This is a genomic window from Klebsiella sp. CN_Kp066 (assembly GCF_040065135.1).
GTDB lineage: Bacteria > Pseudomonadota > Gammaproteobacteria > Enterobacterales > Enterobacteriaceae > Klebsiella > Klebsiella oxytoca.
The window spans coordinates 81,280-97,023 of the sequence record NZ_JBEAIU010000035.1; the positions used below are offsets into that span (position 1 = coordinate 81,280).

The window sequence follows — 15,744 nt, forward strand, 5'->3', positions numbered from 1 at the left end:
TACTGATGATGAGGGGAATCGCAATTGTCCTGAGGTGGAAAATGGTACGTCGCTTGCTGCAACTTTATATTGGTCTGGTCCTGTACGGCGTGTCGACCGCGCTGTTTGTTCATGCCAATCTGGGGGCCGATCCGTGGGATGTTTTTCATCTGGGGATCGGCAACCAGTTCAATCTTGATTTCGGAACGGTGATGATTCTGACGGGCGCGGCGGTGCTGCTGCTGTGGATCCCGCTACGACAAATGCCGGGGCTGGGCACGGTAAGCAATGTGATTGTGCTGGGCCTGGCGGCAAACGCCACTCTGGCTATCCTGCCGCCGTTAGAATCGCTGGTGGCGCGTAGCCTGCTGTTGGCCGGGGCTATCGTACTGAATGCGCTGGCGACGGGAATGTATATTGGCGCAGGTTTCGGCCCCGGTCCGCGCGATGGGCTGATGACCGGACTGCATGCACGTACCGGATGGTCGCTGCGCGGCATTCGCACGGCGATTGAACTTTCCGTTCTGCTGATTGGCTGGATGATGGGCGGCAAATTTGGCGTGGGAACCGTACTCTATGCGATAACCATTGGGCCGTTGATTCAGCTCTGCCTGCCGTGGTTTCATCAGTCGGCTGCACGTAAGGCGCTGGCGAAACCGGGCGAGGCCATCTCCTGATATTAAGCTGCTATCCGCGCTGGAGACTAAACTTATCACTGCAGATACGGCCGGATTGCCCGGCGGTACTGTTCACTTCGGAGAGCATACTCATGAAGTACGTTGATGGTTTTGTTGTTGCCGTACCGGCGGAAAATAAGGAGGCATACCGCACGATGGCGGCAAAGGCGTTGCCGCTATTTAAAGAGTTTGGCGCCATACGCGTGGTCGAGTGCTGGGCGGATGATGTCCCGGATGGCAAGCTGACCGATTTTCGTCTGGCGGTAAAAGCTGAAGATAATGAAGAGGTGGTATTCAGCTGGATTGAATACCCCTCTAAAGAGGCGCGCGATGCCGCCAACGCTAAAATGATGGCTGACCCGCGGATGAAAGAGTTTGGCGAAAATATGCCATTTGATGGAAAACGAATGATATACGGCGGGTTTTCCCCGCTCCTCGATGAGTAATTCATCTTTGCCATCCCCATAGTCGGTGGGGATGGCGATAGAAGCCCTACAGATTACGCCAGCCGTGCAGCAGCATATAGCAACCCACCACAATAATCAGCGCACCGGAAATCCACGGTGCTTTCCGTGAGAGATCGTTTAGTCCCGGCCAGCGGTTGGCGACGTGCTTGAGGCTCAGGGCGGCAATTGCGCCTGAAGCCACTAAGGTGAGCGCCAGCCCAACGCTAAAACTCAGCACCAGCGTGGCTCCCAGCGAAACCTTTTTTAACTGGAGGCAAATAAGCAATACGGTAATTGACGCCGGGCAGGGGATTAGCCCGCCCGTCAGCCCAAACAAAACGATCTGTCCGGTGGTGACCCGCTGTCCGTTAAAGCGGCGGTTGATCTCCTCCGCATGCGCGCGCTGATGGGCGTCCTGCCACTCTGCGGTGGCCACCAGCGGATGCGCGTGAGGATGGTGTTGATGCGGATGATGGTGTGCATGATGGTGGTCGTGGTCGTGGTCGTGGTTATGGTTATGGTTATGGTTATGGTTATGGTTATGGTTATGGTTATGGTTATGATCACGATCGCGTTGGTGTGTACGAGATTCGAGCCAGGTACGCCGCAGCATCCAGCAGGCAATCAGCACAATAAGGATCCCTGAGATCAGCTGAAACCAGGGTTCTGACGTTTGCGCATCCCAACCGCGGCCAAACCACAGGCCTGCCATCGCTACCAGCCAGACCACGGCCGTATGCGATACCGTCGCCGCTAGCCCCAGTAGTACAGCCTGCTTCAACGTTCCGCGCACTGCCACAATAAATGCCGCCATCATGGTTTTCGAGTGTCCGGGCTCCAGACCGTGCAGCGCGCCGAGCAGGATCGCGCTGGGAATGAATAGCCAGGCATTCCCCTGTTGCAGCAGTGAAGTGAAATCGTTCATAACGTGGTCCCTTGCCAAAAGTGATCTCATGCTACTCCCCCCTAGTATATAAATACTACCCCCTGGTAGAAAAATACTCCCGGGGAGTAGAGCATGGTATGCTGGCCTTGTTACATACGGGGGTCGTTAATGGAAACGATCGAGTCATCAAAGAGTGGAGCGCGTAATGTCACATACTGTTCGTCACAAGAAGATGTTATTGACCCGACTGAAGAAAATTCAAGGGCAGAGCGCTGCGCTGGAAAAAATGCTCAACCGCGAACATGAATGCGCAGAGGTTCTCCAGCAGCTGGCCGCCATTCGCGGTGCGGTAAACGGCATGATGATGCAGGTTATTCAGGGGCATTTAACGGATCATGTCGTCAAAGAGCCGGAAGAAGGCCAGCGTGAAGCTGACCTTGAAGTGGTCATGCAGGTGATTAAATCTTATCTGAAATAGGCTCAGTAGGTATTTTTCGCAGGCGGCGTTGAATACGCTTTCAGGTTGTTTTCAGCCCACAGGATAAATTTCTCCTTTGGCAGCGCTTTGCTATAAAGCCAACCCTGGGCGTACTGCACGCCGTGAACGCGCAGCCAGTCGCGCTGGCTTTCGGTTTCGACGCCTTCGGCGACGGTCGCCAGATTAAGCGCTTTCGCCATGTCAATAATATGCGGCGTCAGCGGTTTGTACTCCAGCGTATCGACAAACGATTTATCGATTTTCAGAGTGTCGACGTCCAGTTTTTGTAAATAGCTCAGGCTGGAGTAGCCGGTGCCGAAGTCATCAATAGATATACGGTGTCCGGCCTGACGATAGCCGGCGATGACGGGCAGAGTGGTTTGCGGGTCAACGAAGCCGCGCTCGGTAATTTCAAGGATGATCTGCTGAGCGCTGATACCCCAGTGCTGGAGCTGCTCCTGCAGGAGTATCGGCAGCGTTGGCGAACGCAAATCATCGACAGATAAATTGATCGAAATATGCACTTCCGGGCGCTGGCGCAGCCAGGTTCCGAGATCGGCGAAAATTTTCCGCACGATATCTTCGGTTAACCGGGTTATCAGCCGGGTCTGTTCGGCAAGCGGGATAAAAATATCCGGCGATAAATAACTACCGTCAGGCTGCCTCCAGCGGGCAAGTGCTTCCGCGCCGGCGATTTTGCCAGTCTGTAGCGAAATAATAGGCTGATAATAGACCTGTATAGCATTGGAGTTCAGCGCGTCCAGCATCCCGTAACGCGGAGAGCGCAGCCTTCGCAGCAGGCGAAGAAGCAGGAATGAGGCCAGCAGGCTGGTGCATAAACCAATCGGCAACCACAGCATTAGCTGTTGATGTAATTTTTGCTGTAGCGGTAATGTTGATGACCAGGCCGCGATCGCCAGCCCTAGTTCAGGGATGCGGCGGAGGCGATAAACGGTGCTATCAAGCGTCAAGGTTTCGACATCCAGACGCTTGATGTGCTCCCAGGCGGCGGCCTCGAGCGGTTTACTGCTGATGATAATTTGATCGCGCTTCGTGCCAAACAAGAGAGTGTGAATCTCTTCCTGGCCTGACGGAATCACATCAATAAATGAAACCGGATCGATCATCACCACATGATGTTCGCTGCCCATTGCCGTCATTTTATGCTGTAGCCCGAGATCGCTAACCGAGGTGAGCCAGGTACGATAGCCGTCGGCAGTAATATGGTCGGGAGCAGGAAACGTTACTGATACCCGATGATCTTCAAGAGAAGAGCATTGCGGAATACCTCCATGTAACCACAACACTTCCTGCACGTAGCGGTGGGTGTAGGCAATCCGCCGCATATTAAGCAGATGCTGCGGACTGCAGGTCGCGGCGGTATCGGCATCCGCTTCGTTCAGCGCCTCTCTTGCCTGATCGGCTACCTGCTGAACGCGAGCCAGTACCCGAACGGAAAAGTTGTCCAGTCCGGTATAAAACTGCGCTTTGGCCTGCTGCATTGCCAACCAAATACTCAGCGCCACCGGCAAAATAATGGCCAGTATCAGTACCCCTGTAACCAGGCTCACCTGATGCCGGGTCGTCATGAGCATTTCCTAAATTTATTAAGGGGTGCGATGAGTATACGCGAAAGATAAAAAGGACGATTAGGTAAACGGGATAAAAAGGCCCGAACCGCGAGAGAGCAGCGAATTCGGGCTAACAGTGGATGATCCGCGACGCCCGAAGCTGTAAACGGCGCGGAGAAAAACGAGGGCTGGTATGCTGGCAGCCAATAAGCATCGCCAGCACAGGTTCATATTCTAAAGCGCAATCATGACAGCCAGATGTTGCGTTTAGTGGGCATCCGGCGCGGCGATGTCGGCGCTAATCCGCAGGTCGTTTTCGTCGAACACCATGCAGTAGCGATCGTCGAAGGCAACGCTGATTTTCTGCCAGGGGCGAAAGTGAACGTCGCCTGGCAGCAGAATTTTGACGTTATCGTGGCCGTAGCACTGGCCAAATAGATAGGTGTTATTACCCAGTCTCTCGACCACTTCACATTGAAACTCAACCACGGTACCGATATTCACATCGGTAGAGAGATGTTCAGGACGAATACCGAGGGTGACGGCAGCGCCGGGCTGCAGCGGTGAGGTGGTGATATTGAGCGTCAGATTATGATCTTGCGCCATCTTCACGCTAAGCTGGCCCGGCTGCCATGCGGTAACCGTCGCGGGAAGGAAGTTCATTTTCGGCGAACCGATAAATCCCGCGACGAATTTATTCACCGGGTTGTAATACAGCGACATCGGCGATCCCATCTGCTCAACTTTGCCGTAGTTCATCACCACGATTTTATCGGCGAGAGTCATCGCTTCAACCTGGTCATGAGTAACATAAACCATGGTCGTTTTGAGCTCGTGATGGAGTTTGGCGATATGCAGGCGCATCTCAACGCGCAGTTCGGCATCGAGGTTAGAAAGGGGTTCATCAAACATAAACACCCGTGGATTACGTACAATAGCGCGGCCGATGGCAACGCGCTGACGTTGACCGCCAGAAAGTTGCTTAGGCTTACGATCCAGCAGATGAGAGAGCTGCAGCGTTTTCGCCACCATTTCAACCTGACGGCGAATTTCATCTTTTGGTACTTTGTTCACTTTCAGGCCATAGCCCATATTTTCCGCCACCGTCATATGCGGATAGAGCGCATAGGACTGGAATACCATAGCGACGCCGCGATGGGCAGGAACGACATCATTCATCACCTCATCGCCAATTAGCACTTCACCTTCGCTGACCTCTTCAAGACCGGCAATCATCCTCAGTAGCGTCGATTTACCGCAGCCGGACGGGCCGACGAACACCGCAAATTCACCATCTTCAATATCAAGATTTACCTGATGCAGCGTCACCGTACTGCCGAACCGTTTGGTGACATTCCTCAGTCGTATATTGGACATCAACACTCCCCGGATTGTTAGCCATTTTTGCCGTTGGGATTTGGGCTGCGATGCGGAATTTGTATAACGTGTAACAATTCAGCCGAACGATGCTCAACGACACTAAAATCATGCAGCGACTATAACTTCCACGGTTTTAGCGCCATACAACGATGTTTCATTTCTGCAATGATGATCACACAACGAGTAGCTTCCAGTAGTTTTATCAGCCTTCAAAGCGTAGCGTATAACAAATCAAACATGACGGATGTTTTGTTTATGAACTGCCGTTAATCAACTTGCTAAGAGATTTGCTGAAGTCACATTACTTAATAAAAACCATTAAATTGTTATACCTTCACATGAGGTTGATAATGAAAAAGAACACTCTTGCTGCACTGATCCTTACCACTCTGGCTGCCGGGCAGCTAACGAGCCTGCAGGCGCACGCGGCCGGGCAGCTCAACGTTTGGGAAGACATCAAAAAATCCGCCGGCATCAAAGCCGCAGTCGGTGATTTTGAAAAGCAGTTCAACGTTAAGGTGAACGTGCAGGAGATGCCGTACGCCCAACAGCTGGAAAAGCTGCGTCTTGATGGTCCGGCGGGCATCGGCCCGGATGTCCTGGTGATCCCTAATGATCAGCTAGGCGGAGCGGTTGTCCAGGGATTGCTATCTCCATTGACTCTGGATCAGGAGAAGCAGGAGGCGTTTACGCCTGCGTCAATCAGCGCTTTCCATATGGATAACGTGCTTTACGGCGTACCTAAAGCGGTGGAAACCCTGGTACTGATTTACAACAAAGATCTGATCGACCAGCCGCTGGATAGCCTGCAGGCGTGGTTCGACTATTCGAAGAAGCAGCGCGAAGAGGGGAAATACGGTCTGCTGGCGAAGTTCGACCAGATTTATTACAGCTGGGGCGCTATCGGTCCAATGGGCGGCTATATCTTTGGCAAAAACGATAAAGGGGGCTTCAACCCGCAGGATGTCGGTCTCAACAAACCCGGCGCAGTGGAAGCAGTCACTTTCCTGAAAAAATTCTATACCGATAAGGTTTTCCCGGCAGGGATCCTCGGTGACAACGGGTTGAACGCCATCGATTCCCTGTTCACCGAGAAGAAAGCGGCGGCGGTGATTAACGGCCCGTGGGCTTTCCAGCCATACGAAGCGGCAGGCATTAATTATGGTGTTGCGCCTCTGCCGACGCTGCCGGACGGCAAACCGATGAGCTCCTTCCTCGGCGTGAAGGGCTACGTGGTTTCGACGTGGAGTAAAGATAAAGCGCTGGCGCAGCAGTTTATTGAGTTTATTAACCAGCCTCAGTATGTGAAAGCACGCTATGTGGCGACCGGCGAAATCCCGCCGCTGAAGGCAATGATTGACGATCCGCTGATTAAGAATGACGAGAAGGCCAGCGCGGTGGCGGTGCAGTCAGCACGGGCGACGGCAATGCCAGGAATACCGGAAATGGGGGAGGTATGGGGCCCGGCGAACGCAGCCCTGGAGCTGAGCCTGACCGATAAACAGGAGCCGAAGGCGGCGCTGGATAACGCCGAGAAGCAGATCAAGATGCAGATCGAAGCCATGCAGGCCAGCAATCAGTAATCAGGTGAAGTAACAGAACGGGAGGAGGCCCTCCCGTTTTCAGAAGGAGTCGTGTGTGATTATCAATCCCAGCGAAAATATTGCCGAAGCGCGTGGCGCAGGACGCCACGCGTGGTGCGGCCTGCTGCTGGCTATCGTGCCGGGTTTTGGTCAGTTTTATCACCGCCAGTGGTTGAAGGGGATTGTCTTCCTGGTGCTGCTGAGCAGTTTTATGAGCATTTTCTATGACTTTCTCAGCGAAGGCCTGTGGGGGTTATACACCTTAGGCGAAGAAGTCCCGCGGGATAACTCTATCTTCCTGCTGGCGGAAGGAATAATCAGCGTGCTGATTATCGCTTTTGGTTTGTTAGTCTATTTCCTCTCGCTGCGCGATGCCTGGATTAACGGTAAAAAGCGCGATGAGGGTATGGCGCTGAACAGCGTACGCAAGCAATATCAGATGCTGCTCAGCGACGGTTTTCCCTATTTGATGATTACGCCGGGCTTTATTCTGCTGGTGTTTGTGGTCATCTTCCCGATTCTGTTTGGCTTTGCGATCGCCTTTACTAACTACAACCTTTACCACACGCCGCCCGCGAAGCTGGTCGATTGGGTGGGGTTCAAAAACTTCATCAACATCTTCACATTATCCATCTGGCGCTCGACCTTTTTTGATGTCCTGCAGTGGACGGTGGTGTGGACGCTGCTGGCGACAACCCTGCAATGCACCGTTGGTGTGTTGCTGGCGATTCTGGTTAACCAGAAGGATTTGCGTTTCAAGCCAATGATCCGCACGATTTTTATTCTGCCGTGGGCGGTGCCGGGGTTTGTGACGATTCTGGTTTTTGCCGGGATGTTCAATGATTCATTCGGGGTCATTAACAACGCCATTTTGTCTTTCTTCGGCATCAGTCCGAAGGCCTGGCTGACCGACCCGTTCTGGACTAAGACGGCGCTGATCATGATGCAAACCTGGCTGGGCTTCCCGTTTGTTTTCGCCATGACCACCGGCGTACTGCAGGCGATTCCGGACGATCTCTATGAAGCGGCCACGATGGATGGCGCCAGCGCGTTTACCCGGCTGCGGACCATTACTCTGCCGCTGGTGCTGTACTCGATTGCGCCAATTATTATTACTCAGTACACCTTCAATTTTAATAACTTCAATATCATCTATCTGTTCAACAACGGCGGGCCTGCGGTGGCGGGGTCGAATGCCGGCGGTACGGATATTCTGGTGTCGTGGATCTACAAACTCACCATGTCGTCTTCGCAATACGCTATCGCGGCCACTATTACGATCCTGCTATCGATTTTCGTCGTCGGCCTGGCGTTGTGGCAGTTCCGCGCCACAAAATCCTTTAAAAATGACGATATGGCGTAAGGGAAGCAACATGGCTAAATCACCGAGTATTAAACGCGAAAAGTGGATTCGCCTGTCACTCACCTGGCTGGTGGTCATCTTTGTCTCGACGATCATTATTTACCCGCTGGTCTGGACGGTAGGGGCGTCGCTGAACGCCGGGAACAGTCTGCTGAGTACGTCGATTATTCCTGAAAACCTGTCGTTCCAGCATTACGCGGATTTGTTCAACGGCAATGTGAATTATCTCACCTGGTACTGGAACTCGATGAAAATCAGCTTCATGACCATGCTTCTGACCCTAGTCAGCGTGAGCTTCACCGCCTATGCGTTCTCCCGCTTTCGTTTCAAAGGGCGGCAGAACGGACTGATGCTGTTCCTGCTGTTGCAGATGATTCCGCAGTTCTCGGCGCTGATTGCGATCTTTGTCCTTTCTCAGCTGCTGGGGCTAATCAACAGTCATCTGGCGCTGGTACTGATCTACGTGGGCGGCATGATCCCGATGAATACCTGGCTCATGAAGGGGTATCTGGACGCGATCCCCAAAGATCTGGATGAATCCGCGCGGATGGATGGTGCCAGCAGCTTCCGTATCTTTTTCGAGATCATTATGCCGTTGTCGAAGCCTATTCTGGCGGTGGTGGCGCTGTTTTCATTTACCGGTCCGCTGGGGGATTTCATTCTCTCCAGCACCATATTGCGTACCCCGGATAAGTACACGCTGCCGATTGGCCTGTATAACCTGGTCGCACAGAAGATGGGCGCCAGCTACACCACCTACGCGGCGGGAGCGGTATTGATTGCCGTCCCGGTGGCGATTCTCTATCTGGCGCTACAAAAATACTTTGTTTCCGGCCTCACCTCAGGCAGTACAAAAGGATAACCCCATGAAAAGATTAACACCCGCGTGGCTTGCTGTTTCTCTGGCATGCTGTTTTTCCGCCGGTACGCTGGCGGCAGATGCGCTGCAAACGCAGGCGTTTAGCAATATGCCCGCTGATTTTATTAAAGGCGCGGATATCTCTACGCTGCTGGATGCGGAAAAACACGGCGCGAAGTTCTTTAATCACAACAATCAGCAGCAGGATCCGATCGCGATCCTCAAGGCCGATGGCGTGAACTACGTTCGTCTGCGCCTGTGGGTGGATCCCAAAGATGCTAAAGGCCAGCGCTACGGCGGCGGCGATAACGATCTGGCGACGACGCTGGCGCTGGCGAAGCGGGCAAAAGCGCAGGGGATGAAGCTGCTGCTTGATTTCCACTACAGCGATTTCTGGACCGATCCGGGTAAGCAGTTCAAACCGAAAGCCTGGGAGAAGCTGGACTATCCGCAGCTGAAAACCACGATCCACGATTATACCCGCGACACGATTGCCCGCTTTAAGCAGGAGGGCGTGCTGCCGGATATGGTGCAGATCGGCAACGAAATCAACGGCGGTATGCTGTGGCCGGAAGGTAAAAGCTGGGGGCAGGGCGGCGGCGAGTTCGATCGTCTTGCTGGGCTGCTGAATGCCGCCATCGATGGACTGAAGGAAAATCTCACCGGCGGTGAGCAGGTTAAAATTATGCTTCATCTGGCCGAAGGCACGAAAAACGACACCTTCCGCTGGTGGTTTGATGAAATCAGCAAGCGTAACGTCCCTTACGACATCATTGGTTTGTCGATGTACACCTACTGGAATGGCCCGATTAGCGCGCTGAAAGCCAATATGGACGATATCAGCCAACGCTATAACAAAGACGTGATAGTGGTGGAGGCCGCTTACGCTTATACCCTGGATAACTGCGACAATGCGGAAAATAGCTTCCAGGCGAAAGAAGAAAAAGATGGTGGTTACCCCGCCACCGTCCAGGGACAATATAATTATATTCACGACTTAATGCAGGCCGTTGCCGATGTTCCGCAGCATCGCGGTAAAGGTATTTTTTATTGGGAGCCGACGTGGATTGCCGTGCCGGGAAATACCTGGGCGACGCCTGCCGGAATGAAATATATCCACGATGAGTGGAAAGAGGGTAATGCCCGGGAAAATCAGGCGCTGTTTGATTGCCAGGGAAAAGCATTGCCGTCGATGAAGGTATTTAATTAATTATTCAGTTTTACACTTCAGGATGTTTATTATGAAAAAATTTGCGCCTTTGAGTCCGAAGGTTAATACGCTATTGCATGGCGCCGACTATAACCCGGAGCAATGGGAGAATTATCCGGATATTATCGACAAAGATATTGCCATGATGCAGCAGGCAAAATGCAATGTGATGTCGGTAGGGATATTCAGCTGGGCGAAGCTTGAACCTCAGGAGGGCGTATTTGAGTTTGGCTGGTTGGACAGTATTCTGGAAAAACTGTATACCGCCGGAATTCATGTCTTTCTTGCTACGCCAAGCGGTGCGCGCCCGGCGTGGATGTCGCAGAAATATCCTGAGGTGCTGCGCGTTGGTCGCGATCGGGTGCCAGCCCTGCACGGCGGACGGCATAACCACTGTATGTCGTCGCCGGTCTATCGTGAGAAAACCCTGAAGATTAATACCCTGCTGGCGGAACGTTACGCGCAGCATCCGGCGGTGCTGGGCTGGCATATCTCCAACGAATACGGCGGGGAGTGTCACTGTAGCCTGTGTCAGGAGCGTTTCCGCGACTGGCTGAAAGCGCGCTATGAAACGCTGGATAATCTCAATCACGCCTGGTGGAGTACCTTCTGGAGCCACACCTATAGCGACTGGTCGCAGATCGAATCTCCGGCGCCGCAGGGAGAAGTCTCAATTCATGGTCTCAACCTTGACTGGCATCGCTTTAATACCGCCCAGGTGACCGACTTCTGCCGCCATGAGATTGCTCCGCTGAAAGCGGCGAATGCCGAACTGCCGGTGACCACCAACTTCATGGAGTATTTCTACGATTACGACTACTGGCAGCTGGCGCAGACGCTGGACTTTATCTCGTGGGACAGCTACCCCATGTGGCATCGCGATAGAGATGAAACCACGCTGGCCTGCTATACCGCGATGTATCACGACATGATGCGCAGCCTGAAGGGCGGTAAGCCGTTTGTATTAATGGAATCCACTCCCAGTGCGACTAACTGGCAGCCAACCAGTAAGCTTAAGAAGCCGGGAATGCATATTCTCTCCTCTTTGCAGGCGGTGGCGCACGGCGCGGATTCGGTGCAGTATTTTCAGTGGCGTAAAAGCCGCGGTTCGGTGGAGAAGTTCCATGGCGCGATTATCGATCATGTCGGTCATCTGGATACGCGCGTGGGCCGCGAAGTGACGAAGCTCGGCGAGATGTTAAGCCAGCTGCCTGGCGTCGTGGGCTGCCGGACGGATGCGAAAGTGGCGATTATCTTCGATCAGCAAAATCGCTGGGCGCTGGATGATGCTCAGGGGCCGCGTAATCTCGGCATGGAGTATGAAAATACCGTCAACGAACATTACCGTCCGTTCTGGGAGCAGGGGATTGCGGTTGATGTTATCGATGCTGACGTTGACCTGAGTCCTTATCAACTGGTCATTGCGCCAATGCTGTATATGGTTCGTGAGGGATTTGCCGAACGCGCCGAAGCGTTTGTGGCTAACGGCGGTCATTTAGTTACAACATACTGGACAGGGATAGTGAACGAGTCCGACCTCTGCCATCTCGGCGGTTTCCCGGGCCCGCTGCGTAAACTGCTGGGCATTTGGGCGGAAGAAATTGACTGCCTGAACGACGGCGAACGCAACCTGGTACAGGGGCTGGCGGGTAATGAAGCTGGCTTGCAGGGGCCGTACCAGGTACGCCATTTGTGTGAACTGATTCATGCTGAAAGCGCGCAGCCGCTGGCTACCTATCGCGATGATTTTTATGCAGGAAGACCGGCGGTCACCGTCAATCACTTTGGTAATGGCAAGGCATGGCACGTTGCGTCGCGCAACGATCTGGCCTTCCAGCGGGACTTCTTCTGCAGCCTGATGAAAGAACTCTCTCTGCCGCGCGCGGTTGAGGCTGATTTCCCGCCGGGCGTAGTAGCGACCGCACGCACGGACGGTGAAACCGCCTACGTTTTCCTGCAAAACTACAGCGCGCAGCAGCATAGCGTGGTTTTGCCGCAAGGCTATCTGGACTGTCTCACCGGTACGGCGCTGAATACGCCGCTGGTCTTAAATGCATGGGATTGCCGTATCCTCAGTCGTCGCGCGTAATTTTTCTCTCCCCGCGCCTGCTCCTGCGAGCAGGCGTTTTTTTATCTGCTAATCAGGAGTCTGGTATGGTGAGTTTAAAATCCTTTCTGAATTACTTCTCGCAGCCTCGTGCGGCGGTACCTTTAAGTCATGCGGAGCAACAACAGATTGATTATTTAATTCAGGCGTTTGGTGGTGAAGGCAATATTATTAACGTTGACGCCTGCATTACCCGCTTACGCGTCACGGTGAATAATCTATCGATAGTTGATTCTCAGGCCTTACAGCAGCAGGGAGCGCTTGGGGTTATTATCCTGGGGCAGCAGGTGCATGCTATTTTCGGTAAGCAGTCGGATGCTTTACGGCAATTACTTGATGAGCACTTTGCCAGCCGGAAATAAAATAAAACGGGATAACGCAATAATGAGTTATCCCGAAAATATAACAGGCATTCAATGGCAATAATCATTACCGGAGGGTAATTAACAACTTTACAGTTGGCGATAAAACAGTTAAACGGCTATTACCACCAGGCTTCGACCTGTACACCAAAGTTCCATGTATTATTGGCGGTCCGATCTTCGAACGGCTTACCATTTTCGGAATCATTCAGGTATGAAGCGAAAATTCGTAGTTCCGGGCGCGACATAAAGTCAGGTCCATCGGCCAGGCCCAGCGCAATGGTGTATTTCTCACCGGCTTGTTTGTAATCGGTATTATTTTTGTAGCTATCTTTTTGGTAGAAGCCGCCCACTTCGCCAATCAGGCGCACATATTCGGTGAACTGATACTGCCCGCGCGCCACCAGCGACAGCATGCGTGTTTTATCCGTGTAATCGGTGATGTTATCCGCGGAGCCCCAGGTCAGGACGTGGTTAATAGAGAACTTTTCAGTAATCGGAATTAAACCGGTATTGATAACGCGGTAGCCGGTGGCGTCATTGACGTAGTTCCACATGTCATACCAGCCGCCCCCCTGGGACACCATGTTCTGCGCCAGTCCTTTGTTTGCGTATTGCAGAACCGTTTTGTTGTAACCGCCCAGCATATCCTGGCTGATTTCACCGGTTAGCATGACGCCGTTTTCAGCATCATAGAGTCCGCCGTAGGTATCCTGCTTTTTAGTGGTATTCGGCATCGCGTAGTCGATACCAAATTCGGTCCAGGATCCGGCCCACGGCTTCCAGCCCGCATAGCGCAAATCAAGATAGTTAATATTGACGTTGCTATCGCCATCGACGCGGTAGTCGACGTCATTGGCATCCCCGCGGATCCAGGCAAATGAAACGGCGCCCGGACCGAGCGTATAGTTTTCGATCCCGGCGCCGGATCCGGAAATATTCCAGTATTTCGTATCGATAATGTGCAGATCGTGGCGCTGATAGTAGCGTTTGCCGCCCCAGATGACTGCATTTGGATCGCCGGGGATCAGACCTTTAATTTGCAGGTTTAGCTGCCGCAGGCCGAACTGCGCATCGTCATCAAGCGTGGTTTCATTATCGTTTGAGCCGTCAGATACCATGCTGACCATACTATCGAGGTAGAAGCTAACGTCATTCTTCTTGTAGACCTCCGATCCCAGCTCCAGCTCGCCGTAGGTATCAGATTCGTTACCCAGACGGCCAATTTTATTTTTTTGCCATTCGGCCTGGCTACCGTCGCCGGAGACCCCAACCCCGGCGCGCATATAGCCATGAAAGTCGATACCCGGGAGGGTGGCGGAAGCAGCAAACACGGATGGTGAAATCAGCGCAGCGGCCAACGCAACGGAAAGTGTGCGCAGCGTAGTGTTCATGTCTATCCTCTTATTGTTTTGTATTACGTTCACATAACCGATGTCATAAAATGCCTAAACCTGAAATCAGGCAATTGAATGATCGCCATAGTGTGATTAACTGCAAATAAAAAGGCGGGTTTTGTTACGCAAAGTGAGTCCATTCACAATTTGTAGTATTGTGAGCGTAATACTTTTTATGGCTATGGTTGGAGGAGGAATACGGCAATGAGCGTTTTTTCACATTGCCCCTGTTACAATTCAGGGATAACAACACAAGGAACCGGACCATGAAGTCTAAAAGCGCGACCTTAGAAGACGTTGCACGCCATGCGGGCGTCTGCTATCAGACCGTGTCCAGGGTACTGAACAAATCTGCTAATGTATCCAAAGCCACGCGCAGCAAGGTGGAGAAATCCATTGAGGAGCTGCGCTATGTCCCGAACCGCCTGGCGCAACAGCTGGTAGGTAAGCAAAGTCGTACCGTGGGCCTGGTCACAATTTCCCTTGCATTGCATGCCCCATCCCAGGTGGCTGCGGCGGTAAAACGCTATGCGAACGTGGAAGGTTATCAGGTGCTCATCTCCATGATTGATGAGAGCGTCAACCAAAGTATCCAGGACTCTATTAATGAACTGAAGTCTCAACTGGTGGATAAGGTCATCATCAACGTGCCGCTGGAGACTGAACAGGCCCAAAAAATAGCCGCTGATAACGATGACATCGTCTGTCTTTTTTTAGATGTCGACCCCTACAGCTCGGTGTTTAACGTTTCGTTTAATCCGGCGGACGGTACACGGGCCAGCGTCAAGTATCTCTATGAGATGGGCCATCGGGAAATCGCGTTGCTGGCCGGCCCTGAAAGTTCGGTATCGGCCAAACTGCGTTTGAAAAGCTGGATAGAAACCCTGGAGGGTTACGGGCTGGAGCCGGTAACGGTGATTCGCGGCAACTGGGACGCGCAAAGCGGCTACGCTGGCGCGCTGCAAATGCTGCGGGAGACGCCAAACTTTACCGCCGTTTTGGTAGGTAACGATCAGATGGCATTGGGCGTACTGAGCGCATTTCACCAGCACCAGGTACCGATTCCGGGAGAAAAGTCGGTTATTGGTTATGATGACACTTATGAGAGTTCGTTCTTCTACCCGGCGCTAACCACGGTTTCGCTGGATCTTGATCTGCAAGGGAAGGAGGCCGTTCGGCGCATTCTCGACAGCGGCGATAACGAAACATCACATACGTCTTCTATCCTTCCGGCTCGTCTGGTTGTACGCCATTCTACCGGGCCAAAAACGGAGCCTGGCAAAAATCTGCAGTCTATTGCTGAGCAACTCCGGGCTCTGGCGCATCAGCTAAGTCCTTAATCTGCAAAGGGCGCTCTCGCCGCCCTTTCATCCTTCTCATTCTCAGGGTTGATCTTTGTCTTTACACGGTGTACGGTATTGTTATGTTATAACATAATGATTGAGG

At 52.8% G+C, this 15,744-nt stretch carries 14 protein-coding genes; 10 read left to right on the top strand and 4 right to left on the bottom strand.

Features of this window, described 5'->3' with window-relative positions; translation table 11 throughout:
- The first annotated feature begins 41 nt into the window (after positions 1 to 41).
- Entirely contained in the window at positions 42 to 656 is a 615-nt protein-coding gene (locus ABLV75_RS13065; RefSeq protein WP_004099600.1) for a membrane protein, read from the top strand.
- Positions 657 to 748: 92 nt separating this feature from the next.
- Entirely contained in the window at positions 749 to 1,102 is a 354-nt protein-coding gene (locus tag ABLV75_RS13070) for a DUF1428 family protein (RefSeq protein ID WP_004099602.1), read from the top strand.
- A gap of 46 nt (positions 1,103 to 1,148) precedes the next feature.
- Here ABLV75_RS13070 and ABLV75_RS13075 read toward each other — a convergent pair whose 3' ends face one another.
- A complete protein-coding gene (locus ABLV75_RS13075; RefSeq protein ID WP_032734249.1) occupies positions 1,149 to 2,027 on the bottom strand; it encodes a nickel/cobalt efflux protein RcnA in 879 nt (292 codons plus the stop codon).
- Positions 2,028 to 2,193: 166 nt separating this feature from the next.
- On the opposite strand from ABLV75_RS13075, the gene ABLV75_RS13080 reads away from it, so the two are divergent.
- The gene (locus ABLV75_RS13080) at positions 2,194 to 2,466 is read left to right on the top strand and encodes a metal/formaldehyde-sensitive transcriptional repressor (protein WP_004099606.1); all 273 of its coding nucleotides are present in this window, start codon (positions 2,194 to 2,196) and stop codon (positions 2,464 to 2,466) included.
- 2 nt (positions 2,467 to 2,468) lie between these two features.
- Here ABLV75_RS13080 and ABLV75_RS13085 read toward each other — a convergent pair whose 3' ends face one another.
- The gene (locus tag ABLV75_RS13085) at positions 2,469 to 4,055 is read right to left on the bottom strand and encodes an EAL domain-containing protein (RefSeq protein WP_004099608.1); all 1,587 of its coding nucleotides are present in this window, start codon (positions 4,053 to 4,055) and stop codon (positions 2,469 to 2,471) included.
- Positions 4,056 to 4,304: 249 nt separating this feature from the next.
- Positions 4,305 to 5,414: an ABC transporter ATP-binding protein gene (locus tag ABLV75_RS13090; RefSeq protein WP_004099610.1), complete on the bottom strand. Its 1,110-nt coding sequence runs from the start codon at positions 5,412 to 5,414 to the stop codon at positions 4,305 to 4,307.
- Between the two features lie 353 nt (positions 5,415 to 5,767).
- Here ABLV75_RS13090 and ABLV75_RS13095 point away from each other — a divergent pair, with 353 nt between their 5' ends.
- The 6 genes from ABLV75_RS13095 to ABLV75_RS13120 all read left to right on the top strand — a co-directional run bounded on the left by ABLV75_RS13095 (position 5,768) and on the right by ABLV75_RS13120 (position 12,901).
- On the top strand, positions 5,768 to 7,000 hold the full coding sequence (locus ABLV75_RS13095) for a maltodextrin ABC transporter substrate-binding protein (protein ID WP_004099612.1): 1,233 nt from the start codon (positions 5,768 to 5,770) through the stop codon (positions 6,998 to 7,000).
- Between the two features lie 55 nt (positions 7,001 to 7,055).
- Positions 7,056 to 8,363: a sugar ABC transporter permease gene (locus ABLV75_RS13100; protein ID WP_004099614.1), complete on the top strand. Its 1,308-nt coding sequence runs from the start codon at positions 7,056 to 7,058 to the stop codon at positions 8,361 to 8,363.
- A 10-nt stretch (positions 8,364 to 8,373) separates the two neighbouring features.
- Entirely contained in the window at positions 8,374 to 9,225 is an 852-nt protein-coding gene (locus ABLV75_RS13105) for a sugar ABC transporter permease (protein ID WP_024273851.1), read from the top strand.
- A gap of 4 nt (positions 9,226 to 9,229) precedes the next feature.
- The gene (locus tag ABLV75_RS13110) at positions 9,230 to 10,432 is read left to right on the top strand and encodes an arabinogalactan endo-beta-1,4-galactanase (RefSeq protein ID WP_004099623.1); all 1,203 of its coding nucleotides are present in this window, start codon (positions 9,230 to 9,232) and stop codon (positions 10,430 to 10,432) included.
- A 31-nt stretch (positions 10,433 to 10,463) separates the two neighbouring features.
- Entirely contained in the window at positions 10,464 to 12,521 is a 2,058-nt protein-coding gene (locus ABLV75_RS13115; protein ID WP_024273852.1) for a beta-galactosidase, read from the top strand.
- A gap of 65 nt (positions 12,522 to 12,586) precedes the next feature.
- Positions 12,587 to 12,901, top strand: coding sequence for a glucose PTS transporter subunit EIIB (locus tag ABLV75_RS13120; RefSeq protein WP_004099629.1), 315 nt, complete (start codon positions 12,587 to 12,589; stop codon positions 12,899 to 12,901).
- 122 nt (positions 12,902 to 13,023) lie between these two features.
- Here ABLV75_RS13120 and ABLV75_RS13125 read toward each other — a convergent pair whose 3' ends face one another.
- Positions 13,024 to 14,295: a maltoporin gene (locus ABLV75_RS13125; protein WP_004099631.1), complete on the bottom strand. Its 1,272-nt coding sequence runs from the start codon at positions 14,293 to 14,295 to the stop codon at positions 13,024 to 13,026.
- A gap of 269 nt (positions 14,296 to 14,564) precedes the next feature.
- Between ABLV75_RS13125 and ABLV75_RS13130 the strand changes: the two genes are divergently transcribed.
- On the top strand, positions 14,565 to 15,638 hold the full coding sequence (locus tag ABLV75_RS13130; RefSeq protein ID WP_348854991.1) for a LacI family DNA-binding transcriptional regulator: 1,074 nt from the start codon (positions 14,565 to 14,567) through the stop codon (positions 15,636 to 15,638).
- Positions 15,639 to 15,744 lie beyond the last annotated feature (106 nt).